We start from the raw sequence: 26,315 nt of genomic DNA, 5'->3' as shown, positions 1-26,315 counted from the left end.
ATCCGCCGAGGAGCCGAAACCACTCGCAGGAAGGACCGCCGCCATGCTGCGCCCCCAGGATTCTCCCACCCGCGATCGCAAGTCCCTCAACGGGATCTGGTCGTTCGCGCTGGACCGAGAGGGCTCGGGGCGCGCCGATCGCTGGTTCGCCGGTGCGTTGCCGGGTACTGAGGACATGGCGGTGCCGGCCAGCTTCAACGACATCGCCGCCGACCCGGCGGTTCGCGATTACGTCGGCGACATCTGGTACCAGCGCACGGTGACCGTGCCACGTGGCTGGGCCGGCGAACGGATCGTGCTGCACTTCGAATCGGCCACCCACCGGGCGACGGTGTGGGTCGACGACACCGAGGTGATGAGCCACGAAGGTGGCTACACCCCGTTCGAGGCCGACGTCACCGACCACGTGACGCCGGGTACGACGGTGCGGATCACCGCCTGTGTCAACAACTCGCTCTCGTTCTCCAGCGTGCCGCCGGGCGTCATCGAGGACACCCCGGACGGGCCGAGGCAGCGCTACTGGCACGACTTCTTCAACTATGCCGGCCTGCACCGCACGGTGTGGCTGTACTGCGCCCCGGCCACCAGGGTGCAGGACGTCACCGTGGTCACCGGGCTGGACGGATCGACCGGAACCGTCGACTGGACCGCCGAACTTGCAACCGCGGTGACGGTCGAGGGGTCCGTCAGCCCCGTGGTCAGGGTCTCGCTGGCCGACGCCGCTGGCACCGAGGTGGCCACCGGTTCCGGTGAGTCCGGCACCCTGACGGTGCCGGACGTACATCCCTGGGCACCGGGCGACGGCTATCTGTACCGGCTGTCGGTCGAGATCACCGACGGCGCAGCGGACGATGCCACGGTGCTGGACAGCTACGGGCTGAACGTCGGCATCCGCACCGTAGAGGTCCGCGGCGCGGAGTTCCTGATCAACGGCGAGCCGTTCTATTTCAAGGGTTTCGGCAAGCACGAGGACCTCGAGGTGATCGGCAAGGGGCACAACGATCCGCACCTGGTGCACGACTTCAAGTTGCTCGACTGGATCGGCGCCAACTCATTCCGGACGTCGCACTATCCGTACTCGGAGGACGTGATCGACTACGCCGACGCCCACGGCATCGTGCTGATCGACGAGACCGCCGCGGTCGGGATGAACATGGGTCTGGGCGGGGGGATCTTCGGCTCGCAGGGCTACACCACCTTCTCGGCCGAGACGATCAACGAGACGACCCAGCAGGTGCATGCCCAGGCGATCCGGGAGCTGATCGCCAGGGACAAGAACCACCCGAGCGTGGTGCTCTGGTCGATCGCGAACGAGCCTGAATCAGATACACCAGCTGCGGAGGCCTATTTCCGGCCGCTGTTCGACGTCGCCCGCGAGGCGGATCCGTCGCGGCCGGTCGGCTTCGTCAACGTGATGCTGGCCCCGCACGGCAAGTGCCGGGTCTCGCAGTTCGGCGACGTGCTGATGATCAACCGCTACTACGGCTGGTACGTGAACACCGGCGACCTGCCGAACGCCGAGATCGCGCTGGCGGAGGAGCTGCGCGGCTGGGCGAGCGACGGCAAGCCGATCATCATCACCGAGTACGGCGCCGACACGCTGGCCGGCCTGCACTCGGTGACCCCGCAACCGTGGAGCGAGGAGTACCAGGTCGAGTTGCTGGAGATGAGTCACCGGGTGTTCGACTCGATCGACGAGGTGGTCGGCGAGCACATCTGGAACTTCGCCGACTTCGCCACCACCCCGGGGATCATGCGGGTGGACGGGAACAAGAAGGGTGTGTTCACCCGGGACCGCAGGCCGAAGGCGGCGGCGCAGCTGATGCGCCGACGCTGGCGCGCAGGGAACTGATCGCCCGGCCGGGGCAAGATGACACCATGACACGGATGGACCCGTCGGCGGACCTCGGCGAACAGCGGGCGGCTGCGGAGAGGGTCGCCGATCAGTTGGCCGGTGTCGACCGGCTCGGCGTGGCGTTCTCCGGCGGCGTCGATTCCGCGCTGCTGCTGGCTCTGGCCGTCCGGACCCTCGGCGCCGAGCGGGTGATCGCCGTCCTCGGCGTCTCACCGAGCCTGGCCGCGGACGAGCGGGCGGCGGCGCACCAGGTGGCGGCGTTCATCGGGGCGCCGGTGGTCGAGGTGCTCACCGACGAGGGCTCGAACCCCGCGTACCGGGCCAACGGGCCGGACCGCTGCTACCACTGCAAGAACGAGTTGTTCACCAGGATCGATGACGAACTCGTTGTCCAACAGCGCCTTTCGGCCGTTGCCTACGGCGAGAACGCCGATGACGTGATCCGCCCGGATCGTCCGGGCGCGTTGGCCGCGACCGAGCACGGGGTGCTCCGGCCGCTGGCCGAGGCGGGGATCGACAAGGTAGGAGTGCGGGCGCTGGCCCGCGCGCTGCGGCTGCCGTGCGCCGACAAACCGGCCGCTCCCTGCCTGGCCTCCCGGATCCCGCACCACGAGAGCGTCGACCCGATCAAACTCGGGCAGATCGAGCGGGCCGAGGCCGGCGTCCGGGCCCTCGGGTTCGCCGACTGCCGGGTGCGACACCACGGCGACATCGCCCGGCTGGAACTGCCGTCGGCCGACCTGGCCCCGGCCACCGCCGATCCGCTGCGGACCCAGCTGCTCGCCGCGGTCCGGGCGGCCGGATTCCGTTTCGTGGCACTGGACCTGGCCGGCATCCAGTCGGGCGCGTTCACCCTGCCTTTGGTCACCGTGAACCATGGCTGACGATCCGGACCCATTGACCGGGATCGCCGATCTGGACGTCGATCGGATGCGGCGGCGCGGCTACCCGGAAGCGATCTACTGCGAAGGCAAGACCGCCGAGCAGGTCGGTGCGATCGCCGCAGTTGTCGCCGCCAGATCAGCCGGGCCGCAGGGCCGTCGGGCGACCGGCGTCACCTTGTTCACCCGGGCCGGCCCGCAACATGCCGCCGCTGTCCTCGCCGAGCTGCCGGATGCCCTGCACGACACCACCTCTCGACTACTCGCCTGGCCACCGGAACCCCCACCGGCCACCGGCGGAACGGTGCTGGTGCTGTCTGCCGGGACGTCCGACCTGCCGGTCGCCAGGGAGGCCGAGCTGACCGCCCGCTACCTCGGCCGGGCGACCGAACTGGTGGTCGACGTCGGTGTGGCCGGGCTGCACCGGCTCACCAAGCACCTTGAGCGGCTGCGCGCGGCCAGGGTGATCGTGGTGGTCGCCGGGATGGACGGCGCGCTGCCGGGGGTGGTGGCCGGTTTGGTGAGTGCGCCGCTGGTCGCGGTGCCGACCTCGGTGGGCTACGGCGCGGCCTTCGATGGGCTGGCGCCGCTGCTCACCATGCTCAATGCCTGCGCGCCCGGGGTCGGTGTGGTGAATATCGACAACGGTTACGGCGCAGGGCATCTGGCTGCTCAGATCGCGGCACCGTTCGAAGCTGCCGGAGGCCCGGCGGAGGAACCGGTGGGCTAATTCCTGACCCCGGGTGGCAGGCCGGCACCCGGGACCACGCCGGCGGCCCTGGCCCCGGCCTCGGCCTCGGCCAGCACATCGGCGACGGTGCGGCCGGTCGCGTCGGCGGCGGCCGCGGCGTCGGAATACTCGGCGGTGGCATGCAGCACCACCCCGTCGCGGTGGCCGATCTTCACCGCGACCGTCCCGCCGGCCAGTTCGACATCGAGGTAGCAACGGTCCAGAGCGGTGCGCTGTACTCCGAAGCTGCGTACCCCCAGCGTCGAGGTGCGGGCCAGCACGATCTGCTGCAGCGCCGGTGCGAGCGCCGGTTCGGCCAGCACCGAGAGCACCTGGCCCGGCCGGCCCTTCTTCATCAGCACCGGCGTCAGCCAGGCGTCGGCGGCGCCGGCGGCCAGCAGCGCGTCGAGCACCGACGGCCACAGCCGCGGGTCGAGATCGTCGACCGTGGTCTCCAGCATCGTCAACCGGGTCGTGCCGGCGGCCGGTGCGGTCGCCGCCGAGGTTCCCAGTACCGCGCGGACCACGTTGGGGCGATCGGGTCGATCCCGGCTGCCGGCGCCGACGCCGACCCGCTGCACCGTCATTGCGGGCAGCGGCCCGGTACCGGCCGCGAGGGTGGTCAGCAGCGCCACTCCGGTCGGGGTGGCGAGCTCGCCGTCGCCGCCGGAGGTCACCGACCAGCCGGCGATCAGTTCGGTGACCGCCGGCACCGGCACCGGGAGCACGCCGTGAGCGGCGCGAACGGTGCCCGAGCCGAGGGCGATCTCGCTGACCGTCACCCGGTCCGCCCCGAGCGAGTCGAGCGCCGCGCAACTGCCCACCAGGTCCGCGATCGAGTCCCAGGCCCCGACCTCGTGGAAGTGCACGTCGTCGGCCGCGACTCCGTGCACCCGCCCCTCGGCGGCGGCCAGCGCACCGAACGCGGCCAGGGCGTTCGCCCGCGCGCCCTCGGTCAGTTCGGCCGCGACGATCCGATTCCGGATCTCCCGCCAGCTCCGGTGGTGCTGATCGGTGGCCACCAACTCGACGTCGACCTTCAGTGCCCGGAGTCCGGCCCGGCTCACCTCGCGCTGCCGGAGCAGTACGGTGCCCGGGATCACCGCGTCGACGGCGGCCTGGATGCCGGGCAGCCGGACCCCGAGGTCGACCAGCGCGGCCAGCAACATGTCGCCGGCCACCCCGGCGGTGGCGTCGAGCCACAACACCCGGCGGTCGGCGGTCACACCGGCGGCCCGCCGGTCAGCCGTTGCAGGAAGTGCCCGGCGCTGCCGACGGGCCTGACGAAGGCGCGGGCGAAGCGGCGGCGGTCGCGGCCGCCTCGTGTGCACCGGTCAGCCACAGCGGGGTCGGATGCGGCGGCTGGATGTCGATGGTTTCGCGCGGCCCGGTGCGCTCCTTCGGGATCTGGATGGGCACGTTCAGCGTGAGCTGGCCGGCCTGGGCGAAGGAGAAGGTGACCGGGAACGCCTGGCCGAAGCACAGTGTCTTCTTCGCGCCGGTCAGGGTCGCGGTCAACTTGCTGTCGGCACTGACGGTGACCGAGCCGTAGCCGGGGACCTTGATCGCACCGGACAGCTCGATCGAGCCGGCGACCGGCGAGCTGACACCGGTCAGCGAGTCCTCGGCATTGCCGTTGTTGGTCAGCACCAGCAGCAGGGGGACATCGCTGCCCTCCGGGTAGTTCGCCGCGTCCGGGGTGGCCAGCAGCGCGTTCCGGACGCCCATGGCGCCGGCATTTCCGTTCGCACCGTCGATCGCCGGGACCTGTTGGGCGGTCTGCGAGATCATCCCGGCGGCACAACCGGACAGCAACAGGGTGAACGTCGCTGCCAGCGCGATCAGCGCAACGCGAGCACTCCGCCGACGGGCGCCGAGATCGGACGTACTGCGGCTGCGGGCTGGCCGTTCCCAAGACACTGGCGGACCCCTTCGGTTCGAGCGAGCGAGCGATGGCCTCTGCAGATTAGTCGTCTTCGGTCCACAGGTGCGCGCCGGGCACGCCCAAACGCGCCCGGCGGACCGGTCCGGGCGCCCGTTCAGTGACCGACGGCGGGCACCCGCGCGGCACCCGATCGGGGTTCCGATTGCCCCGACAGCACGGAACGGGGCGGTTTGTCAACCCCAGTCATAGGGCCTGACCTGCGACAACGAGTAGAACGGCGGTTCAGATCGTGGTAAGCTGAGGTAGGCGAAAGGGGAACCGCACTCATGGTTTTCAAGGTCGGCGAGACTGTTGTTTACCCCCATCATGGGGCCGCTTTGATCCAGGCCACCGAGACCCGCGTGGTCAAGGGCGAGGAAAAGCTCTACCTGGTTCTGAAGGTCGCCCAGGGCGATCTGACGGTCAAGGTTCCGGCCGAGAACGCCGAGATCGTCGGTGTTCGGGATGTGGTCGACCAGACGGGTCTTGACCACGTTTTCGAGGTGTTGCGGGCGCCGCACACCGAAGAGCCGACCAACTGGTCGCGCCGCTACAAGGCCAACCTGGAGAAGCTCGCCTCCGGCGATGTGAACAAGGTGGCCGAGGTGGTTCGCGACCTGTGGCGCCGCGATCGCGAGCGTGGCCTGTCCGCCGGCGAGAAGCGGATGCTGGCCAAGGCCCGGCAGATCCTGGTGTCCGAACTGGCGCTGGCCGAGCACACCGACGAGGACAAGGCCGAGGTCATCCTCGACGAGGTCCTCGCTTCCTGACCGCGTCACACCGGATCGAGCCTGCTGAACGAGCGCGGGAATGACGGTCATCGCCGTGGTTCCGGCTGCCGGCCGGGGCGAACGTCTCGGGCTGGGCGTGCCGAAGGCCTTCGTCGAGGTGGACGGGCGTCCGCTGCTGCTGCACGCCGTACAGGCGCTGCTGGCCGGCGGTGTCGACCGGGTCGTGGTCGCCGTCCCCGAGTCGGAGCTCGACCCGGCGAGAACGCTGCTCGGCCCTGAGATCACCGTGGTAGCCGGGGGAGCCGACCGCACCGCGTCCGTCGCGGCCGCCTTGCTGGCCGCCGGCAGCGACTGCGATGTCATCCTGGTGCACGACGCCGCCCGGGCCTTCGTTCCCCCCGAGCTGGTCCGGCGGGTGATCGCTGCCGTCCGTGCGGGTTCCCGCGCGGTCGTCCCGGTCCTTCCCGTCACCGACACGGTGCGCGGTGTGCTGACCGACCTGGCCGCCGACGGCAGCCGGAACGAGCACAGCAGCGGCGTCATCGACCGGGCCGGCCTGCGTGCCGTGCAGACCCCGCAGGGTTTCGAACCCGGGTTGCTGCGGGATGCCTACCGGCACGCTTCGGCCGGCGGCCGATCGGCCACCGACGACGCCTCGCTGGTCGAGAACCTGGGCGTCACCGTTGATTTCGTCCCCGGCGATGCCGAGGCGGCCAAGGTGACCACGGCCGCCGACCTGGCTGCCGTCCGGGCCCGCCGGGAGCTGCCGCTGCCGGCTTCGGGCTCTGGGTTGCGGGTCGGCATCGGGGTCGACGTGCACCCGATCGAGCAGGGCAGGGCCTGCTGGCTGGCCGGACTGCTGTTCCCGGACGACGACGGCTGCGCCGGTCACTCGGACGGCGACGTCGCGGCGCATGCGATCTGCGATGCGCTGCTGACGGCGGCCGGCCTCGGCGATCTGGGCAGCGTCTTCGGCACCGACGACCCGCAGTGGGCCGGCGCCGCCGGCTCCACCCTGCTCGCCGAGACCGTTCGCCTGGTGGCGCTGGCCGGCTTCGACGTGGTCAACGTCGCGGTGCAGATCATCGCCAATACGCCGCGGTTCGCGGACCGACGAACTGAGGCTCAGCAAACGCTGAGCACCACGGTCGGTGCCCCGGTGTCGGTGGCCGCCACCACCACCGACGGACTGGGGCTCACCGGCCGTGGCGAGGGCCGGGCGGCCCAGGCCACGGCGCTGCTGGTCAGTCGGAACAGCGCAGTGGCCGGCCGCAGCAGTTGATCAGGCACTGCAGCTGAGCTTCGCCGACCCCCAATCGGCGTGGTCGCCGGAGATCGACGAGGCGCCGGGGGTGACCACCAGATCCAGGTAGTCGGCTCCGGACACGTCGGCCGTCAGATCCACCGGGGCCGAGCTGCCGGTCAGCACCGGCGAGATCACCTTGTCGACGCCGTCCACCCTGACGGTGAAGATCACCGAGCCGTAGTCGGCGATCTCGTCGTCGATCCCGACGGTCGCGGTGAACTTCGTGCACCGGCCGGACAGGTTGTACGACACGGTCGATGGCGCGTGGGTGCCAAGGCCCTTGGCGTGCACCACCCCGCCCAGGGTGATCGGGTTGCCGTCGTTCGCGCGGTTCTCTCCGTTGGACTGGTCCTTCTCCACCGGGCCGTAGCCGTTGCTCGAGCTGATCTCGGTCAGGTCGCTGACCCAGGAGTCGCCGGCCGGCGGCGGCGGCGGAAGCGCCGTCGAGCCGACGCTGACGGCGAACACATGCATCGCCGAGTTCGACGGCAACGTCACCGCCGCAACCTCTTTGGTCGGTGAGATGCGCAGGGTCGTGGAGAACACCGAGTAGTCGACGGTCGGGTACTGCACCCCGGCCTGCCCGCTGATGTACTTGCCCTTCGACGAGGCGACCTTGGTGTTGCCGAACGCCGTGGCCACGCAACACCAGTTCGTCAGTCCGACCGTCCCGGTGCTGGTCGAACCGTCGGTGTAGGTCACCGTCACCGGGCCGGAAGCGACGGTGCTGCTGCCGGATCCCAGGATGCCAAGGGCGTTCCCGCGGCCGGAGACCGCGATGGTCTGACCGGCGGCAGCGATGTTGTCGTCGGCCGCCGGCGCCACGTCCGGCCAGGTGTAGCTGAGCGACCCGGCGGTCACCGAGGCGCCGGGGGTGAGGCCGGCGGCCACCAGCTGCTCCGAGACGAAACTGCCGGCCCCGGCACCGGATCCGTCCCACCGGCCGTCGGCCGAGCCGGCCAGATCGGTGACGCCGTTGTTGTCCAGGGCGGCGGCCACGTTCGGATACGGCACCACCGTCTCCGCCGAGAAGTCGCCGAGATAGCTTGCCCCGCGGGCGGTGTAGCGCGCCGAAGCGGTGAGCACCGCGGTTCCCGGCGTCGCGTCAGCGGCCACCGTGACGGTGATCGGGACGGTCGCCGACGCCCCCGGCTCGATCGTCGTTCGGACCGGAACCTCGGCGGGGGTGCCGGTGACGCCGGCGTTGTCGGAGGTCAGGCTCAGCCGCAGACCGGTGACCACGGCGTCGGTGTCGTTGCGGAAGGTCACCTGGACCTCGGACGTGGATCCCGGAGTGGCCATCGCGGGCGCGGTGAACGACACCGCGCCGGCCGAGTCGTTCTTCTTGCTGACCACGGACGCGCCGCCGGAGATCACCACGTCGAGCGCGGCGTTGCGGGCCACCGCCGGCGTCTTGATGTGGGCGATGCCGCCGTCGTAGTACCAGCCGGTGGCCACCCCGGCCAGTGCGTCGGCATCGGCGACCTGGTCGAGCTTCTTCTTGCCGGCCTTGACGTTCTTCGGCTGGACCGGCGAGTGCACCGCGAGGTTGTAGGCCCGATTGTCGACCTGGCCGGTGTAGCGACCGTCGATCTTGCCCAGCGTGACGGTGATCTTGCCGTTGCCTGCCGTCGGGGCGGCCACCGAGATCTGCTGCGTCGACGACTTGCCGGCGGCGTACTGCCGGGTCACGCCGTCGTCCTCGTAGAGGGAGAACGACGAGCGGCCCTGCGGGTAGATGTCGACGTCCAGCTGGGTCTTGTCCCTGGTCTGCCACGACGTGGTGCCCTCCGGCCACATCGGTACCACCGCACCGGCTTTCACGAACAGCGGCAGGGTGTCCAGCGGCGCATGGTAGCCGTTGATCGTGGTCGGGCCGGTGTACGTGCGGTGCGTCCAGTAGTCCACCCAGGTGCCCTTCGGCAGGTAGATGCCGTTGCGCACCGAGGTGTCGGAGTAGACCGGGGCGACCAGGAAGTCGTCGCCGGAGAGGAACTCGTATTTGGCCGCGTCGCTCGCCGCCACCGGGTCGTTCGGGTACTCCAGGTAGAGCGGGCGGACCTGGCCGACCCCGGTCGCATGGGCCTGCGCGCTGTAGCTGTAGGAGTACGGCAGTAGTCGTTCCTTGAGCAGCAGGTACTTGCGGTTGATCGCGTTGTACTCCTCGCCGTAGCGCCACGGCTGCTTGTCGTAGCCGGACCAGCCGTCCATGGTCATCGTGGTCGGCAGCATCGCCTTCCACTGCAGGTCGCGGACGTAGGTCTTCGGCGATCCGCCGTAGATGCCGTCGACATCTCCGGTGTTGTAGGCGATCCCGGACACCGTCGAGCTCGCGTAGGTCGGGATCTGCCAGCGGATGTAGTCCCACGAACCGGACTGGTCACCGGACCACAGCACGCCGCAGCGCTGGGCACCGGCCCACGAGTTCGGTTGGTAGACAAAGCCTCTGGCATCCGATCCGTTCTGGATGCCGTCGTAGGCACTCTGGCAACCGTCGAGGGCGAACCGGTAGCCGGGGCCGACCCAGGCGACGTCCAGCTTGCGCACCTTCACCCCTGCGGCCGTCTCGTCGGCGATGTTCGCCAGCCCGTCCTGGGTCCACAGCCCCAGCGCCATGTTGCGCTGCTGCAGACCGTCACCGGTTTCCGCGAGATTCTCGTAGCCGCAGCCGTAACCGTCGTTCACCAGCATCCAGCCGTTCGGCATGCCGTTGTCGACGTAGCCCTGGGCGATGTCCAGTGCGTCCAGCGTGTGCCGCTCGCCGCGATTGGCGTTGTGCAGATAGCAATCGGAATCGCCGAGTTCCAGGCCGTAGATGGGCGGCAGGAAGGGCTTGCCGACCAGTGAGGTGTAGGCGCCGATCACCGTCTTCATGTCGCCGACGAAGTAGTAGGCGTCGAACCGCTGTTCGTTCTCGGTGGTGGTGGTCGGCGCGCCGCCTATGCCCGCAGCGCCGTCGGCGAACGTGTAGCTGCCAGGCGCGAAGGTGTTGCGGAACACGCCGTAGCCGGCGGTGGAGACGTAGTACGGCTGAGAGTTGTTGTAGCCGCCCTCGTTCCAGTTGAAGCTGTTGGCCACGTTGATCGTCTTGCCGGTGTGGTTGTAGGCGCCGTTCTGCTCGCCGCCACCGAAGAACTGCTCGCCGGGTTTCGGCGTCAACGTCTGGGTGGTGCCCGCCTCGGTCCAGGACAACGGGCTCGCTTCGGCGAACAGCACCGAACCGGCCGCATTCCGCAGGGTCAGCTTCGGCGCCGACCTGGTCACGGTCAGCGATGCATCCGGGGTGCTCAGCCGGTAGCCGGTTGCGGTGGTCGCCAGCTTCAGCGTGCCACTGGGCGCCGCCGGGTCCTTGATCATCGGCTCGTCCGGCGCGGTCGGGTCCGAGGGTGCGCTGTTCGGGTCGGTGAAGGTGCCGTCCTGGGCGAACTCGACGTGCAGGGTCGCGTTCGTGGTGGCGGTGACCCGGAGCGCCCCGGCGCCGGCGGTGAACGTCACCGTGTGCCGGTCGACCTGCTCGGCAGCGGTGATGTCGGCGACCTGGCCGGCCGCGGACGGCGCTGCGGCCACCGCTGCGACTGAATCGGCCGTCGGATCGGCCGAGGCGCCGACGGCGCCGGCAGGCACGAGCAGCCCGGCAGCGAGCAGCGGGATCGCTACCTGCGCGATCCAGCGATGACGTTTCATGATCATAGAGAGCCTCCGGCGCGCAACATTGGACAGTTGGTGGGTCTGTTCCTACGGCATTCGGGGGGAGTTGTCACTAGTCCGGGCCACATTTGCGGGTGAAAAAGCCCGATCGGACCAGCCCGGCGGCGCGGCCGCGCACGCAGCGGGGCCGGGCACTCAGCGGGGCCGTCCGGGCGCCGGACGGCTCAGGCGGTCGCCGGTGCGAGCGCCGGCAGGTCGTCCTCGAAGTATCGCGGCCGGGCGATCGTCAGCCCGACGAACAGATGCACGACCACCAGCGCGCAGAGCATGATCAGCGGCCAGGTCCAGCCGCCGGTCCAGTCGTGCAGCAGGCCGAACAGGATGGGCCCGGCCGAGGCCATCAGGTAGCCGGCGGACTGGGCGAAGGCGGACAGCGAGATCGTCCCGCCCGGTGTCCTGGCCCGCAGCGCGATCAGGGTCAGCGCGGTCGGGAAGGCGCCACCGCCCAGCCCGATCAAGATCGACCAGAGCCAGGTGGTGGTGTTCGGCGCCAGGATCAACCCCAGATAGCCGCCCAGGTAGCAGAGCGCCATCGCGGTCATCGGCACCCTGGCGTTCGGCATTCGGCCGAGCAGCCACGGCACGATCGCGGCGATCGGGATGCCGACCGCCGCCAGGATGAACACCTGGAACGCACCCTGCTGATCCGTCATCCCGGCGTCCACCAGGATCTCCGGCAGCCAGCCGAACATCACGTAGGCCTGCAGCGACTGCAGCCCGAAATAGCCGGCCATCGCCCAGGCCACCCGTGATCGCCGCAGCTGCGACACCGGGATCCGCCGCGGACCCTGCTGAAGGTTGCCCGGCCGGCCGACCGCGATCACGGTGGCGATCCACGGGAGCAGCGCGAGCCCGGCCAGCAGGGCCCACAGCCCGATGCCGAGGCGCCAGTCGCCGCCGAAGCTCCGTTCCAACGGCAGGGTGACGGCCGCGCCGATCGCCCCGCCGCTGGTCAGCAGCACCGTGTACCCGGCTGTCACCGCAGTCACCGAATTCGGGAAGTGCAGCCTCACCAGCCCGGGCAACAGCACATTGCCCACCGCGATCCCGGCCAGCGTCAGCACCGAACCGATGAACAGCATCGGGATGCCGGGCAGCAGCGAACGGACCAGCTGACCGCCGATCATCGCCAGCACGGCCAACAACACCGTGCGATGGGAGCCGATCCGGGCGGCCAGGGCCGGTGCGCCGATCCCGAGGATGGCGAACGAGAGGGTGGGCAGGGCCAGCAACAGGCCGGCGGCGCCGCCGGAGAGCCCGGTGTCGGCGCGGAGTTCGGGCATCACCGCACCCAGTGCGTTGACCGCCGGACGCAGGTTGAAGGCCAGGATCAGGATCGAGACCAGTACCAGCCAGCCGGGTACTCGGCCCACCCGGGGCGACCGGGCGGTGGCTGCTGGACGACTCACCGGCTCAGCGTAGGGGTCCTCCCGGCGCGCCCGGACCACCCGTCCGGCCGCTGCGCCGGGATGGGATGCTGGCCGACATGACTGTGGCAAAAGACACCGGCGACTACCGGATCGCCATTCTCGGCGCCGGCAAGATCGGCGAGGCATTGCTCTCCGGACTGGTGTCGGCGGGGCGGGCGCCGAGCTCGCTGATGTTCACCGAACGTTACGAGGCCCGGTGCGCAGAGCTCACCGCCCACTACGGGGTACCGGCCGTCGGCACCGCCGAAGCGGCCGCGACTGCCGACGTCCTTGTGGTGGCGGTCAAGCCGCAGGACATCGAGCCGCTGCTGGTCGAGCTGGCGGCCGCGATCACTCCCGGCACACTGGTCGTCTCGTTGGCCGCCGGACTGCCAACGGCGCTGTACGAGCGGCATCTGCCGGCCGGCACCCCGGTGGTGCGGGTGATGCCGAACACGGCGCTGCTGGTGGGCGAGGCGATGTCGGCCATCTCGCCGGGCAGTCACGCCACCGATGCCCACCTGTCAACGGTGGAGGAGCTGCTCAGCTCGGTCGGCAAGGTGGTGCGGGTGCCGGAGAACCAGCAGGACGCGGTGACGGCCTTGTCCGGTTCCGGACCCGCCTATTTCTTCTTCCTGGTCGAGGCGATGATCGACGCCGGAATCCTGCTCGGCCTGCCGCGGGCGGTGTCCACCGACCTGATCATCCAGTCGGCGGTCGGCGCGGCGACCATGCTGCGCGATTCCGGCGAGCACCCGGTCGCGCTGCGAGAGGCGGTCACCTCCCCGGGGGGGACCACGATCGCGGCGATCCGGGAACTGGAGAACCACGGCGTCCGGGCGGCGCTGCTGGCCGCCATCGAGGCCGCGGCGATCCGCTCCGGCGAGCTCGGCAAGGCGCACCACTGACCTTGGTTGCCGGCCGGGCGCGCTTACCAGTACGCGGGACGAGATCCCAGGGGTGACCCCCCGATGCCGCACGAATACCACTCGAACGGATGACGATTCAGAAATTTATCCGACAGCTCGAGCGCGCCTCCGACAGGATTTGCTCTCATTGGGATAGAGGTTCCTGTCGCATCTGTACCACCAGTAACGCTAGAGTGCTTCCAGCACGAGCGCGACTGTGTCCACCGGAGGGGAAGCCCGGTGGCGTGATGCGTGCCGAGAGACGGTGCACAGGACTATGGCCGCTGAGCCGAAGAAGGAAGCGAGCGTCCCCGCGGACGCGTCGCTGGCGGAGATGCGTTTTCTGACGGTTGCCGAGGTGGCTTCGTTGATGCGCGTCTCGCGAATGACGGTGTACCGCCTGGTGCACGGGAACGAGTTGCCGGCCGTTCGGGTCGGCCGGTCGTTCCGGGTGCCGGAGCGTGCGGTGCACGATTATCTCCGGACGGCGTTCAACGACGTCGGATGATGGTGGCCGGCGCAGGTGGCCGGTCACGGCCCTCACGGGCTGGTGATCATCGCTGCTCGCAGCCGGTAGACTGCTCGGCAGGCTCCAGGCGCCCGTGCCTGACCCACGGGGCCTGATTCGTACGTCCAGACATGTCAAGTCCGCAGCAACAGCGGCATAGCGATCTCGAGGTTGGAACACATGGGCTCTGTCATCAAGAAGCGTCGTAAGCGGATGGCCAAGAAGAAGCACCGCAAGTTGCTGCGCAAGACCCGCGTCGCGCGTCGCAAGGCCGGCAAGTAACCGCTCCGACGGGCAGAGCCTGACGACAGCACCCCCCGGCGCCATGGGCGCCGGGGTTTTGTCGTATCCGGTGCCGGTCCGGTCAGCCCTGCTGGGGGCTGACGAAATGCCGCCGCAGGGTCCGATGCCACGGGTTCGACCGGACCCAGGGATGGACCAGTGCGATCCCGAGACAGTATTTGCTCATCGGCAGCGGGCGGACCCCCAGACCGCGGAGCAACACGTCGGCCGGGCCGGTGCCCGTCGCCGACTTCGACTCGACCAGCACCGCAGCGGCCGGGCCGGAGGCGGTTCGATCGCCGGCCCGGAAGGTCAGGTCGACGTCGCAGGTGAGTCGGGAGCCGGACGTCAGGTCCACCAGCGTTGCCCGCCGGTAGCCGGTCGTCAACGCGGGGGCCAGCCGCGCAATGTCGATGCCGGACGACCTGGGCGCGGTCGATCCGGTCGCGCCTGATCGCGCCGGTGCGGCCCCGGCGAGCCGATCGGCGACGAAGTCCAGGCCCGCCGCCGTCAGCCGTTCGGAGTCGGCGGCCGGATACGGCGACCGGTATTTCACCGTCCGGTCACGATGCCCCTTCGCCTTGACCTCGAGCACGCAGTCGCCGGAATCGAGGTAAGTCCTGGTTCGGACCTTGAACCGATGGCGGCGGCCCTGCAGGTGGTGGTGATACCCGGCCAGTTCGGCGGTGTCGAAGTAGACGGACCGGTAGTGGAACACCCGACGGCCGTCGATCTCCAGCGCCCGGAACTGATCACCGAGGCCGGCCAGCACCCGGTTGAAGGCAGACAGTGGCACCAGGTACTTGCGGTCCACCCTGGTCAGCAGTGCGGCGTGCGCCATCACCTGGTCCAGCCCGACCGGAGACCTGCGGCGGAGCCCGTCGACCAGCCCCGCCGCAGCCGGGCTGGTCGGTCCGAAGCCGATGCCCGTCATCGCGCGGTCGAGAACGTGGGTGCGGCCGGGAACGTACCTGCTGCTGGGAACGTGGGTACCGCCGGTGGCGCCGATGCCGGCGACTTGGGCAGTCGATAGCGCACATCGACGACGGTGACATCGCGAACCAGATCGCACTCGATCACCTCGGCCCGCCGGATCCTTGCTCCCAGCAGCCGGCCGAGTTCCGCTACCAGCGCCCGTTCGTCCAGGTGCGCGGAGTCCAGGACGATCGTCTGCCGCCTCGCCCGCGACAGCACCCACGGGTGATCGGCGGCGAACACCACGGCGAGCAGCAGCGCCGACAGGGCTGGCGACAGCCACCAGGGATCGGGTCGGATGCCGGCCATCAGGCCCAGCGCCAGTGCGGAGAAGTAGTAGGCGGTCTCCTGCTGGCTGATCTGGTCCGAGCGCAACCGGATGATCGACAGCACGCCGAACAGGCCAAGGCCCAGCCCGACACCCGCCTCGGCGCCGATCAGCACCGAGGCAACGGCGAGCACCCCGACGTTCAGCGCGATCAGCGCGAGCAAGAGATCACGGCGCTGATGCCGGGGGAAGTACAGGCCGAAGGCGAGAATGCCGATGGCGATCAGGTCGCTGAGAATGACTGCTGCGGTGGTCATGGTGATCCTTCCGTGGGCGGCATACCTCTTCGCACTTCAGGCTGCTGCCCGCCGGTGACGCTGCGATGAGTCGCCGATGAGAAGCCCCTCATCCGGTCAGGGCAGTAGCCGGTACCCGCTGCCACGGACCGTCTCGATGCGTTGGTCGCCGAGCTTGCGCCGCAGGTAGCGCACGTACACGTCCACCACGTTCGAGCCCGGATCGAAGTCGAAGCCCCATACCTGGCTCAACAGCTGTTCGCGGGTCAGCACCTGGTCCGGGTGGCGCAGGAACACCTCGGTGAGCGCGAACTCGCGGGCGGTCAGCTCCACCGCGCGGCCGTCGACCAGTGCCCGCCGGGTCCGCAGGTCAAGCGCGAGATTGCCGACGGTCAGCACGGTCGCCTCCGGCGTGCGATCGCTGCGCAGCCGCAGCCGCACTCTGGCGAGCAGCTCATCGAAGGCGAAAGGTTTGGCCATGTAGTCGTCCGCGCCGCCCTCCAGCCCGGCAACCGTGTCGGCCACCTCGCCGCGGGCCGTGAGAATGATGATAGGGATGTTCGACTTCTCGACCCGCAACCGGCGCAGTACCTCGAAGCCATCCTGCACCGGCAGGCCGATGTCCAGGATCAGCAGATCGAATCGGCCGCTGCGGGCCAACTGATATGCGGAGTCGCCGTCCGTGGCGATTTCGGTGACGAAGCCGTTGCGGGACAAGCCCTTGTTCAGGAACGAGGCGATCCGGTGTTCGTCCTCCGCGATCAGGATCCGGTTCATCTGCCGACCTCCGGCAAGTCGAGGGTGACGGTGGTACCGACGTCGAGGGTGCTGTCCAGCTGGACCCGGCCGCCGTGCGCGGCGGCGATCGAGGTGACGATGGACAGGCCGATGCCGGCCCCCTGCCGATCGGTCCGGGCACGTCCGCGTTCGAAGCGTTGAAAGATCCGCTGCCGGTCCTCCGGTTGTATGCCGGTGCCGGTGTCGCGGACCCAGAGCAGCACCCGGCCGTCGTGCACCGCCGATCCGATCGCGATCTCGGCGCCATCGGTCGTCGCGTCGACAGCGTTGGCCGCCAGTTGCATGAGGGCCTGGGTCAGCCGCTGGCCGTCTGCCAGCATCGTCCGGTCCGCGACCTGGTCGATGGACCATCGGCGGTTTCCGAGCGCGCGGGCCTTTGCCGTCACTTCGATGGTGAGGTCGGCCAGATCGACATCGCCGATCCGCAGGAAGTCCGGCCGTCCGGCCTTCGCCAGCACGATGAGATCGTCGACGATCCGGTTCATCCGATCCAGCTCGTCGAGCACCAGGGCGCGGGTCTGGGCCCGCTCCTGCGGGTCGTCGCCCATCAGCTCGAGGTGGCCGCGGATCACCGTCAGCGGGGTACGCAGCTCATGTCCGGCGTCGTCGAGGAAATTGCGCTGATCCGCGAAGGCAGATTCGATCCGGTCCAGCATCCCGTTGAAGGTGCCGGCCAACCGGGCGACGTCGTCGTTGCCGGTCACCTCGATCCGGCGGCCGAGATCGGACTCGCCGATCCGCTCAGCGGTCTGCCGGACCAGCCGGATCGGCGCCAGTACCTGACCGGCGATCAACCAGCTGACCAGTCCGGCCGCTGCCAGCGCGCAGAAGCTGACCACGGCCAGCACCCTGACCACCGACCACGCCTGGGCGCGGGCCTCGGCCGCGAATTCGACCACCACCAGCGATGCGTGCCGGGCATCGCCGGCCACCTGCAGCGGATACACCGCCAGTATCGCGGGTCCGGCGGCGGTCATCACGGTGTGCGAGAGCGGTGTCGTGGCCTCGGCGGCCAGCGCGATCACGGCCGGGTCGAGGTCCAGTCGGGCGGGCGGCGGCTGTGGGCTGCGATGGTCGGCCCGGCCGTCGATCACGCTGAAGAACGTCTCGGGTTCGTCGGGCAGATTCTCCTGCAGGAAACCGGTCAGCAGGACATCGACCGCCGGCGGCGCCGCGCCGGCCCGGGCTGCGGCCGTCCGGGCGGTGAAGGCCCGGAACTTCTGGCCCTCGTGGGCCAGTTCCTCGGCGAGATGGCCGTCAGCCCTGGCCAACAGCACCTGGCCGGCCACCAGGACGGAGGCCGTCAGCGCCAACGCCACCAGCAACAGCATCCAGCCGACGATCCTGCCCCTGGCGCTCAGCCCGCCGCGGCGCGGCGGGCCGGTCAGTCGTCGCACGCGTCGTCGCTTGCGTCGTCATCGTCATCGTCCTGGTCCGAATCGTCCTCGCCGGCTGGGCAGACCGGACCCGGGCTGGCCCTGGTCGCGCCACGGTCGTCGGAGTCGGCGGTCGATGCGGTGGTCCGGGTCGTGGTCGAGTCGTTGGTCGATGCGGTGCCGTGGTCCGTCGGAGTGGCCAGGGTCCGGCTCCCGGTGTTCGGCGTGGTGTCCGGCCGGCCCGTGGTCGTCTGCCGCGCGGTGCTCGTCGGCCGGGTGGTGCTTGTCTGCTGGGACGAGGTCGCGGACGAGCTGCCGACCACGACGGCGGGCCCGAGCGTCGGTGGGTCGGCGTTGGCCAGCGCGCCGGCGAACAACCAGGCAGCGAGCACGAGCAGCGGGCCGAGTACCAGCAGCCCGATTCCTGATCGACTCATGCCTCCACCGTTCCTGGCAGTGGTGAGCTGCCGGTGATGCAGTGATGAGAAGCCTCTCATCTGCGTACGCCCCGGTCGATCGGCAGCACGGATGTGGGCCGCGAGGTTCCGCCGACGGACCGCACCAGGCACACTGGTGTTCTCGGAAAGGGGAGGTGGCGTGGCAGGTTCGATCGTGCTCGTCACCGGGGTCACCCGGTTCCTGGGATCCTCGCTGGCCGGTCGGTTGAGCGCGCTGCCGCAGATCGAGCGGGTGATCGGGGTCGATGCCGCGCTGCCGGACGCGCAGGCCAGGGAACGGATGGGGACCGCGGAATTCGTCCGCGCCGACATTCGCAGCCCGCTGATCTCCCGGGTGATCGACCGCGCCGAGGTCGACACCGTCGTGCACGCGTCGGCGACCGCGACGCCGCCGAGTTCGGCGGCCAGGACGCTGACCAAGGAAATGAACGTCATCGGCACCATGCAGCTGTTGGCCGCGTGCCAGCGCGCCCGCCAGGTGCGCCACCTGGTGGTCAGATCGACCGCCGCGGTCTACGGCGGTTCGTCCCGGGACCCGGCCGTTTTCGCGGAGGGCGACGAGCCGCGGTCGGTGCCCAGCTCCGGCCCGGCGCGCGACGCCGTCGACATCGAGGGGTACCTGCGGGGCTTCGCCCGCCGGCGCCCGGACGTGCGGGTCGCGGTGCCCAGGTTCAGCGAGATCATCGGTCCGACCGTGCGCACCCCGCTGACCCGCTACTTCTCCCTGTCGCCGTTCGTCCCGGTGCTGCTCGGCCGGGACGCGCGGATGCAGCTGGTGCACGAGCAGGACGCGGTCGAGGTGATGTTGCGGTTGGCACTCGGCGACGCCGCGGGCACGGTGAACGTTGCCGGGGCCGGCACCCTCACCCTGCGGCAGGCGATCCGCCGGGCCGGCCGGATCCCGATGCCGATGCTGCCTGGCACCATCGGGCTGCTCGGCCGGGCACTGCGGACGGCCAGGATCGGTGGCTTCTCGCCGGAACAGGTGGCCCTGCTGGCGCACGGCCGGGTGCTGGACACCACCAGGCTGCGCGACGACGTCGGCATCGCGCTGCGGTACTCCACCGAGCAGGCGTTCGCCGACTTCGTCGGCAGCCTGGCGCCGGCCGTCCTGCCGGCGGCGGTCCGGGCGGTCGAGAGCGGGCTGCTCAGTGCCGTCGGTGCCCGGCGGCCGGTCGGCACCGACGGGGCTGACGCCGCGGCCGCTCAGTCCCCAACCGGGCCGTCGCGGCCGCGGCTGGTCAGCATCCACGGGGAGAAAATCCGATGACCAGCCACCGCCCGGGGCCGCCGCCGAGCCAAGGGCACGAACCGACCGACCCGGGCGAGCCGCCGGCGTCATCGGAACCGGCGGCCGCAGCTGCGGCAACGTCGTCATCGGCGGTTCCGGCGAGCCCGGACGGCTGGCCGGACCGGCTCGCCGACGCGCTGGCCTTCGTCCGGCGGCGGATCACCGGCGATTACTCGATCGACGATTTCGGGTACGACCAGGACTTCACCCGGTCCGTGGTGCTACCGCCGTTGCGGTTGTTGTACGAGAAGTGGTTCCGGGTGCAAACCCTTGGGCTGCACAATATTCCGGACTCCGGCGGGGCCTTGATCGTGGCCAACCACTCCGGCACCGTGCCGATGGACGCGGCGATGCTGACGGTGGCCATTCACGACCACCACCCGCAGCATCGGCCGCCACGATTGCTGGCCGCCGACCTGGTTTTCGACACTCCGGTGTTGGGCCCGCTGGCCCGCAAGGCCGGCGGCACCCTGGCCTGCAACCCGGACGCCGAGCGACTGCTGGCCGCCGGTGAGTTGGTCTCGGTGTTCCCGGAGGGCTTCAAGGGGGTCGGTAAGCCCTACCGGCAGCGGTACCGGCTGCAGCGATTCGGCCGAGGTGGGTTCGTCTCAGCGGCGCTGCTGAGGGGGGTGCCGATCATTCCGTGTTCGATCGTCGGTGCCGAGGAGATCTATCCGCTGCTGGGCAACATCCCGCAGTTGGCCAGGGCGCTCGGTCTGCCGTACTTCCCGGTGACCCCGACCTTCCCGCTGCTCGGGCCGCTGGGGGCGATCCCGTTGCCGTCCAAGTGGTTGATCGAGTTCGGCGAGCCGATTCGCACCGACGAGTTCGGTCCCGGCGCCGCCGAGGACCCGATGGTGGTCTTCAACCTGTCCGATCAGGTGCGCGAGACCATCCAGCAGTCGTTGTACCGGCTGCTGCTGCAGCGCGGCCACCCGTTCTTCGGTTGAGCGACGGCTTTTCGCCGATCGAGCCCAGGGGTGACGGCTCAGCGCAGCTTGCGCCGGACTGCCAGGCCGCCCACCACCGCGCCGGCCAACGCCCCAGCGCCGAGCACCGACGGGACCCCGATCCTGGCGGCCTTGCGAGCCGTGCGGAAGTCGCGGATCTGCCAGCCCCGGCGCCGGGCGATGTCGCGCAGCGCGCCGTCCGGGTTCACCGCCACTGCGGTGCCGACCACACTGAGCATCGGCACGTCGTTGGCCGAGTCCGAGTAGGCGGTACAGCGTCGCAGGTCCAGGCCCTCACTGGCGGCCAGCGCACGCACCGCGGCCGCCTTCGCCGGGCCGTGCAGCAACTCGCCGACCAGTCGACCTGTGTAGACGCCGTCCTCGGTCTCGGCGACCGTGCCCAGCGCTCCGGTCAGTTCGAGCCTGCGGGCGATCAACGACGCCAGCTCGACCGGGGTCGCCGTCACCAGCCAGACCCGCTGACCCGCCTCCAGGTGCCGCCGGGCCAACGCGAGTGTTCCGGCGTAGATCTTGTCGGCCATCGACTCGTCGTAGATGTCCTCGCCGAGGGCGACGATCTCCGCGACCGTCCGGCCGGCCACGAACGACAGCGCTTCCTCACGGGAGTTGTGCACGTCGTCCATGTCCTCGGCGCCGCCCACCCGGAACTTCAGCTGCCGGGCGGCGAATCGGACCAGGTCCCCGGTGGTGAAGAAGTTGCGGGCCGCCAGTCCGCGGACGAAGTGGTAGACCGACGCGCCTTGCATGATGGTGTTGTCGACGTCGAAGAAGGCGGCAGCCGTCAGATCCGTTCCGGGTGCCAGTGGCTCGGCGGTGGCATGAGCGGCCTGCACGGCCGCCTCGGCCGAGGCCTCGCCGGCGATCTGGGCGCGCTCGGCCAGTTCCCGCGGGGAAGGCCTGCCGAGTCGCACGCCCCACCTCCTGCCGTCGACGAGTTCGGACGATCCGGTCCAGGGTAGCGACCGCAGCGGGCGGCGTCTGCGTCCGGCACGGCGCACGGCGCTAGGGTCAGGAGAACGTGCACCGGGAGCGGCGGCAGGGAGGTAAGACAGCGATGACGACATCACCGGCCGGCGGGGGCAATGTCGCCGATCTGGTCCGCAGCGCCGGGCAGCAGTTCGGTGACCGGCCGGCGTTGCTGGGCGACGGGCCGGACCGGAGCTGGGCCGACCTGGACGCCGCGGCCGATACCGGCGCGGCCGAGCTGCTGGAGTCCGGTGCCCGGCGCGGGGACCGGGTGCTGATCGTCCTGCCCACCTCCGCCGACCTCGCGCTGGTGCTGATCGCGGTGCTGCGCGCCGGACTGGTCGCAGTGCCGCTGGATCCGGCGCGACCGGAGGCCGCCAGGGTGGCCGGCCGGGTCCAGGCTGCGCTCGCGGTGGTCGCCGACGCCGCGGTGCTCGACGGCGCCGACGTCCGCATCGTGCTGACCCCCGCGGAGCTGGCGCGCTGGTGGACCGCCCGCCGGGCGCCGGTCGACGCGGTCGGCGGCGGTGAGGACCTCGCACTGCTGGCCAGGGCCTCGCGCAGCGACCGGGCGGTGATGATCCCGCACCGCGCCGTCCTGGCGGCGGTCGAGGCGATCATCTCGGCCCGCGGCGCCGACGTGACTGCCGGCGACCGCGCGGTGCTGGCACTGCCGCTGTTCCACCTGGCCGGGCTGGTCACCGCCTTCCTGCCGCTGGCCGTGGTGGGCGCCGCCGCGGTGCTGCCGGGCCCGGCGACCGATGAACCGGACGGCGGGTTGGGGGCGGTGATCCACCGGCACCGGGTGACGCTGCTACCCGGCTCGCCGATGGTCTACCGGCAGCTGCTCCGTGGCCCAGGTACCGAACGCGCGCTGGCCAGCGTGCGGTTGATGACCTCAGGGGCCGCACCACTGCTGCCCGAGGACTTCTCGGCGATCCGCTCGCTGACCGGGCAGAGCGTCTGGGAGGGCTACGGCATCTCCGAGTCGTCGTCGGTGGTGGCCACCTCGTTGATGACGGGTCGGGCCAGGCCCGGCTCGGTGGGGCTGCCAGTGGCCGGGGTGCAGCTGCGGATCATCGCCGATGGCGACGAGGGTGACGACGCCGACGCGGGTGACGACGCTGACGCGGGTGACGCTGACGCGGGCGACGGCGCCGACGCGGGCGACAGCGCCGACGCGGGTGACGCCGCCGCCGCCGACCAGGGCGACGACGGCAACGAAGATGACGACCGCGACGTCGGTGACCGGGCCGACGTCGGTGACCGGACCGACGAGGTTGACTGGGCCGACGAGGGTGACCGGGCCGATGACGGAGACCAGCCCGACGCCGGACACGACCGCGCCGACGGTGCCGACGATGCCGCCGGCGACACTCCGGACGACAACCTGGCCGACGTGGGCAGTGTCGGCGAGGTCGGCCGGATCGCCCTCCGCGGGCCGACGCTGTTCCTCGGCTACTGGCCGGACGGTGCCGACGGCCCAGGACCCGACGGCTGGTACTGCACGGCTGACGTCGGCTACACAGACGACCACGGTGAGCTGCACCTGGTGGACCGGGTCGACGACACGTTTGTGGTGGCCGGCTTCACCGTGTACCCGCGGGAGATCGAGCGGGCACTGGCCGATCATCCCTACGTCGCGGAAGCTGTGGTGATCGGCTTGCCGTCCGCCGCGGGTACCCACGTGGTCGCGTTGCTCGTCGCGCACCCGGGTACCAGACCGACCGACGACGACCTGACCGAGTTCATCGAGCCGCGGTTGCCGGAGTTCAAGCGCCCCAACGAGTTCGTCCTGGTGTCCGAGCTGCCGCGGACAGAGTTGGGTCGGATCGACCGGCAGGCGGCGCTGGCCGAGTACGTGGCCGCCGGCGGGGCGGCGCCGGCGCGGGAACCCGCAGCACTGACGGCCGTGCAGCACCCGGAGCCCGACGCCGAAGCCGGGAAGAACACCGAGGTCGTCCCCGAGGCGGCCGGTGAGCTGGACGATCTCGGCCGCCGACTACCCGGGACCGCGACCAGGGGCCGGCATGACCAGCAGGACTCCGACGAGGATCTGTTCGGCGAGGATTACACCTGATCCACGCTATCCGCGCCGGTGCCTGGCCAGCTGGTTCCTGATCGTGGTGACCGCCGCGACCAGCCGGGCCTCCTCGATCGCCGTGTAACCGATCACCAGGCCGTACCTGACGATTTGCCGTTCGGTCCCTTCGGTGGAATGTGACCAATAGTCACTCAACGCTCCCACTTCGATCCCGGCCCGGGAAAGATGTTGCTGCATCAGCTGTTCACGGTGTCGATCGGCGGTATCGGCCGGCCACTCGACGACGGCGTGCAGGCCGCCGTCCATCCCGCGGACCGTCACCCCGGCGATACCGTCGAGCCCGTCCGTGACGATGTTCCGGCGGCGTCGGTAGGCCCGGCGCATCCGTTGGGTGTGTCGGCGCAGCCCGCCGTTGGCCAGGTATTCGGCCAGTGCCCGCTGAACCACCGACGACAGGGTGGGACCGACGTCGGAGCGCAGCGCCAGGGCCTGCGCACGCAGCCCGGCCGGCAGCAGCAGGAATCCGGCGCCCAGCGCCGGCGTCACCGTCTTGGAGAACGACCCCAGCGTCACCACCCGTTCACCGTCCGGCTCCTGGCGCCGATCCAACGCGGCCAAGGCCGGCAGCGGCGCACCGACGTATCGCAGCTCGGAGTCGTAGTCGTCCTCCACCACAACGGCGTGGTGTCTGCGTGCCCAGTCCAGCAGCTCCAGCCGGCGGGTCACCGTCATCGAGGCGCCCATCGGGTACTGATGGCTCGGGGTCACCATCACCAGGTCGGGCACCCGACCGCCGACCGCGTCCAACTGCGGCACCACCAGCCCCTCGTCATCCACGTCGACCTCGATCACGGTCGCACCCAGCCGGCGCGGCACCTGGCGCAGCGAGGGGTAGCCGGGGTTCTCGACGGCGACGATCAGCCGGCCGCGCCGGGCTGCCAGCACCTGCAGCACGGTGGCCAGTCCGTCGCGCGCCCCGTTGGTCACCAGCAGTTCGTCGGGGGAGACCAGCAGGCCGCGCATCTGTCGCAGGTGGGCGGCGAGTTCGGACCGCAGGGCGGGCAGCCCGGCCGGATCCGCGGCGCCGGAACCAGGATCGGCGGCCGCGACCCGCCAGGCATGGCGCCAGGTGCTGTCGGCCACCGCTGCCACGTCCGGACGGCCCGGCCGCAGGTCGACGACGTCACGCAACTCCGGCGGCCCGGTGGTCGGGCGCCGGACGGCGCCGCCGGCCGACGACGCGGGCGCCGATCCGCTGCCGGGGTGTACCCCGGCCAGGTCCGGGTTCACCACGGTGCCCGAGCCGTGGGCGGTGGTCAGGTAGCCCTCGGCGATCAGCTGGTCCCAGCCGGCCACCACGGTGCCCCGTGACACCCCCAGCCGGTCGGCCAGCGGCCGACTGCCCGGCAGCCGCTCGCCGGGCTGCAGCACCCCGCGGGCGATCAGATCCCGGACGGCGTCGGCGATCTGCACCGGCAGCGGCGGTCCGTCCCGGACCAGGCCGATCGGCAGGTCGATGTCCATCGCAGCTTCACCGCCATCCTGATCGTCGGCCAAGTGGTCTACTGCACTTAGTCGAAACTGGCTCTTGTATTGAACCACTCCGCGACCCATCCTGGAGCCATGACCGATCTTCAGACCCCTGTGTCCGTCACCCCCGATTCCGACCCGACCGATTCCCGGCCGCCGGCCACCGGCGGCGCGCTGGTCAAGCGCGGCCTGGCCGAGATGCTCAAGGGCGGCGTCATCATGGACGTGGTGACCGCCGACCAGGCGAAGCTGGCCGAGGACGCCGGCGCGGTGGCGGTGATGGCCCTGGAGCGGGTGCCGGCCGACATCAGGGCCCAGGGCGGCGTCGCCCGGATGAGCGACCCCGACCTGATCGCGAGCATCATCGACGCCGTCTCGATCCCGGTGATGGCCAAGGCGCGGATCGGCCATTTCGTGGAAGCCCAGGTCCTGCAACACCTTCAGGTCGACTACATCGACGAATCAGAGGTGTTGAGCCCGGCCGACTACGCCAACCACATCGACAAGCATCGCTTCACCGTTCCGTTCGTCTGTGGTGCGACCAACCTGGGCGAGGCGCTGCGCCGGATCACCGAGGGGGCCGCGATGATCCGGTCCAAGGGCGAGGCCGGCACCGGCGACGTGTCCGAGGCGACCAAGCACATCCGGCAGATCCTCGGCGAGATCCGGGCGCTGAGCGCCAAGAGCAGCGACGAGCTGTACCTCGCGGCCAAGGAACTGCAGGCGCCATACGAGCTGGTGGTCGAGGTGGCCCGCCGCGGCGCGCTGCCGGTGGTGCTGTTCACCGCCGGTGGGGTGGCCACCCCGGCCGATGCCGCGATGATGATGCAACTCGGCGCCGACGGTGTCTTCGTCGGCTCCGGCATCTTCAAGTCCGGCGACCCGGTGGCCCGCGCCGCGGCGATCGTCAAGGCCACCGCGGCCTTCGACGACCCCGCGGTGATCGCCGAGGCCTCCCGCGGGCTGGGCGAGGCAATGGTCGGCATCAACGTCTCGGATCTGCCGGCCCCGCACCGGCTCGCCGAGCGCGGCTGGTGAACGCCCCCGCTCCGACGATCGGAGTGCTCGCCCTGCAGGGGGGAGTGGTCGAGCACGAGCGG

23 protein-coding genes are annotated in these 26,315 nt (G+C 70.5%); 12 read left to right on the top strand and 11 right to left on the bottom strand.

The window, feature by feature from the left end; all coding sequences use genetic code 11:
• Nucleotides 1-43: 43 nt before the first annotated feature.
• From uidA to larB, 3 genes are read left to right on the top strand one after another with little or no spacing between them, the layout of a single operon-like run.
• On the top strand, nucleotides 44-1,852 hold the full coding sequence (uidA, locus tag K340_RS0107485; RefSeq protein ID WP_029136270.1) for a beta-glucuronidase: 1,809 nt from the start codon (nucleotides 44-46) through the stop codon (nucleotides 1,850-1,852).
• Between the two features lie 26 nt (nucleotides 1,853-1,878).
• Entirely contained in the window at nucleotides 1,879-2,739 is an 861-nt protein-coding gene (locus K340_RS0107480; RefSeq protein ID WP_029136269.1) for an ATP-dependent sacrificial sulfur transferase LarE, read from the top strand.
• The gene (gene larB, locus K340_RS0107475) at nucleotides 2,732-3,466 is read left to right on the top strand and encodes a nickel pincer cofactor biosynthesis protein LarB (RefSeq protein ID WP_029136268.1); all 735 of its coding nucleotides are present in this window, start codon (nucleotides 2,732-2,734) and stop codon (nucleotides 3,464-3,466) included. Before K340_RS0107480 ends, larB begins: the two co-directional genes overlap by 8 nt.
• On the opposite strand, the gene larC is transcribed toward larB, so the two are convergent.
• Both larC and K340_RS34025 read right to left on the bottom strand, forming a co-directional pair.
• On the bottom strand, nucleotides 3,463-4,692 hold the full coding sequence (gene larC / locus K340_RS0107470) for a nickel pincer cofactor biosynthesis protein LarC (protein WP_029136267.1): 1,230 nt from the start codon (nucleotides 4,690-4,692) through the stop codon (nucleotides 3,463-3,465). The two genes, larB and larC, sit on opposite strands and share 4 nt — an antisense overlap.
• A 16-nt stretch (nucleotides 4,693-4,708) precedes the next feature.
• Complete coding sequence (locus tag K340_RS34025; protein WP_051265356.1) at nucleotides 4,709-5,386, bottom strand: copper chaperone PCu(A)C; 678 nt, start codon at nucleotides 5,384-5,386, stop codon at nucleotides 4,709-4,711.
• Nucleotides 5,387-5,677: 291 nt separating this feature from the next.
• On the opposite strand from K340_RS34025, the gene K340_RS0107460 reads away from it, so the two are divergent.
• Nucleotides 5,678-6,160 (top strand): CarD family transcriptional regulator, encoded by a 483-nt coding sequence (locus tag K340_RS0107460; RefSeq protein ID WP_029136266.1) that lies wholly within the window; start codon nucleotides 5,678-5,680, stop codon nucleotides 6,158-6,160.
• A 40-nt stretch (nucleotides 6,161-6,200) separates the two neighbouring features.
• Nucleotides 6,201-7,403 carry a 2-C-methyl-D-erythritol 4-phosphate cytidylyltransferase gene (gene ispD, locus K340_RS0107455; protein WP_029136265.1) on the top strand — a complete coding sequence of 401 codons (1,203 nt, stop codon included), beginning with the start codon at nucleotides 6,201-6,203 and terminating at the stop codon, nucleotides 7,401-7,403.
• On the opposite strand, the gene K340_RS28155 is transcribed toward ispD, so the two are convergent.
• Nucleotides 7,404-11,117, bottom strand: a complete 3,714-nt coding sequence (locus tag K340_RS28155; RefSeq protein WP_161632068.1) for an NPCBM/NEW2 domain-containing protein — start codon at nucleotides 11,115-11,117, stop codon at nucleotides 7,404-7,406.
• A 182-nt stretch (nucleotides 11,118-11,299) separates the two neighbouring features.
• Nucleotides 11,300-12,544: an MFS transporter gene (locus K340_RS0107445; RefSeq protein ID WP_029136264.1), complete on the bottom strand. Its 1,245-nt coding sequence runs from the start codon at nucleotides 12,542-12,544 to the stop codon at nucleotides 11,300-11,302.
• Between the two features lie 77 nt (nucleotides 12,545-12,621).
• On the opposite strand from K340_RS0107445, the gene proC reads away from it, so the two are divergent.
• From proC to K340_RS35015, 3 genes are all read left to right on the top strand, one after another.
• Nucleotides 12,622-13,452, top strand: coding sequence for a pyrroline-5-carboxylate reductase (gene proC / locus K340_RS0107440; protein WP_029136263.1), 831 nt, complete (start codon nucleotides 12,622-12,624; stop codon nucleotides 13,450-13,452).
• A gap of 277 nt (nucleotides 13,453-13,729) precedes the next feature.
• Nucleotides 13,730-13,960, top strand: coding sequence for a helix-turn-helix domain-containing protein (locus tag K340_RS0107435; RefSeq protein ID WP_029136262.1), 231 nt, complete (start codon nucleotides 13,730-13,732; stop codon nucleotides 13,958-13,960).
• Between the two features lie 180 nt (nucleotides 13,961-14,140).
• Nucleotides 14,141-14,242, top strand: coding sequence for a 30S ribosomal protein bS22 (locus K340_RS35015; RefSeq protein WP_015746237.1), 102 nt, complete (start codon nucleotides 14,141-14,143; stop codon nucleotides 14,240-14,242).
• A gap of 82 nt (nucleotides 14,243-14,324) precedes the next feature.
• Here the strand turns inward: K340_RS35015 and K340_RS0107425 are convergent, their stop codons facing one another.
• The 5 genes from K340_RS0107425 to K340_RS0107405 all read right to left on the bottom strand — a co-directional run bounded on the left by K340_RS0107425 (nucleotide 14,325) and on the right by K340_RS0107405 (nucleotide 18,392).
• Nucleotides 14,325-15,176: a polyphosphate polymerase domain-containing protein gene (locus K340_RS0107425; protein ID WP_029136261.1), complete on the bottom strand. Its 852-nt coding sequence runs from the start codon at nucleotides 15,174-15,176 to the stop codon at nucleotides 14,325-14,327.
• Nucleotides 15,173-15,802, bottom strand: a complete 630-nt coding sequence (locus tag K340_RS28150; protein ID WP_037363122.1) for a DUF4956 domain-containing protein — start codon at nucleotides 15,800-15,802, stop codon at nucleotides 15,173-15,175. The genes K340_RS0107425 and K340_RS28150 overlap by 4 nt, the downstream gene beginning before the upstream one ends.
• A 96-nt stretch (nucleotides 15,803-15,898) precedes the next feature.
• Nucleotides 15,899-16,558 (bottom strand): response regulator transcription factor, encoded by a 660-nt coding sequence (locus K340_RS0107415; protein WP_029136260.1) that lies wholly within the window; start codon nucleotides 16,556-16,558, stop codon nucleotides 15,899-15,901.
• Complete coding sequence (locus K340_RS0107410; protein ID WP_211229308.1) at nucleotides 16,555-17,976, bottom strand: sensor histidine kinase; 1,422 nt, start codon at nucleotides 17,974-17,976, stop codon at nucleotides 16,555-16,557. The genes K340_RS0107415 and K340_RS0107410 overlap by 4 nt, the downstream gene beginning before the upstream one ends.
• On the bottom strand, nucleotides 17,964-18,392 hold the full coding sequence (locus K340_RS0107405) for a hypothetical protein (RefSeq protein ID WP_029136258.1): 429 nt from the start codon (nucleotides 18,390-18,392) through the stop codon (nucleotides 17,964-17,966). Before K340_RS0107405 ends, K340_RS0107410 begins: the two co-directional genes overlap by 13 nt.
• Nucleotides 18,393-18,552: 160 nt before the next feature.
• On the opposite strand from K340_RS0107405, the gene K340_RS0107400 reads away from it, so the two are divergent.
• Together K340_RS0107400 and K340_RS0107395 are read left to right on the top strand one after the other, a co-directional pair.
• The gene (locus K340_RS0107400) at nucleotides 18,553-19,683 is read left to right on the top strand and encodes an NAD-dependent epimerase/dehydratase family protein (RefSeq protein WP_029136257.1); all 1,131 of its coding nucleotides are present in this window, start codon (nucleotides 18,553-18,555) and stop codon (nucleotides 19,681-19,683) included.
• Complete coding sequence (locus tag K340_RS0107395) at nucleotides 19,680-20,654, top strand: lysophospholipid acyltransferase family protein (RefSeq protein WP_029136256.1); 975 nt, start codon at nucleotides 19,680-19,682, stop codon at nucleotides 20,652-20,654. The genes K340_RS0107400 and K340_RS0107395 overlap by 4 nt, the downstream gene beginning before the upstream one ends.
• Nucleotides 20,655-20,692: 38 nt before the next feature.
• Here K340_RS0107395 and K340_RS0107390 read toward each other — a convergent pair whose 3' ends face one another.
• Nucleotides 20,693-21,586, bottom strand: a complete 894-nt coding sequence (locus tag K340_RS0107390; protein WP_029136255.1) for an HAD family hydrolase — start codon at nucleotides 21,584-21,586, stop codon at nucleotides 20,693-20,695.
• Between the two features lie 143 nt (nucleotides 21,587-21,729).
• Here K340_RS0107390 and K340_RS34020 point away from each other — a divergent pair, with 143 nt between their 5' ends.
• Complete coding sequence (locus K340_RS34020) at nucleotides 21,730-23,721, top strand: class I adenylate-forming enzyme family protein (protein ID WP_029136254.1); 1,992 nt, start codon at nucleotides 21,730-21,732, stop codon at nucleotides 23,719-23,721.
• Between the two features lie 6 nt (nucleotides 23,722-23,727).
• Here the strand turns inward: K340_RS34020 and pdxR are convergent, their stop codons facing one another.
• Nucleotides 23,728-25,209, bottom strand: coding sequence for a MocR-like pyridoxine biosynthesis transcription factor PdxR (gene pdxR / locus K340_RS0107380; RefSeq protein ID WP_037363403.1), 1,482 nt, complete (start codon nucleotides 25,207-25,209; stop codon nucleotides 23,728-23,730).
• Nucleotides 25,210-25,308: 99 nt separating this feature from the next.
• Here pdxR and pdxS point away from each other — a divergent pair, with 99 nt between their 5' ends.
• Nucleotides 25,309-26,253, top strand: a complete 945-nt coding sequence (pdxS, locus tag K340_RS0107375) for a pyridoxal 5'-phosphate synthase lyase subunit PdxS (RefSeq protein ID WP_084614134.1) — start codon at nucleotides 25,309-25,311, stop codon at nucleotides 26,251-26,253.
• Nucleotides 26,254-26,315: the final 62 nt, after the last annotated feature.

The sequence above is a fragment of the Nakamurella lactea DSM 19367 genome (genome assembly GCF_000426645.1).
Taxonomy (GTDB): domain Bacteria; phylum Actinomycetota; class Actinomycetes; order Mycobacteriales; family Nakamurellaceae; genus Nakamurella; species Nakamurella lactea.
The sequence above is the reverse complement of the archived record's forward strand: the minus strand, read 5'-3'. Positions and strand labels throughout refer to the sequence as shown.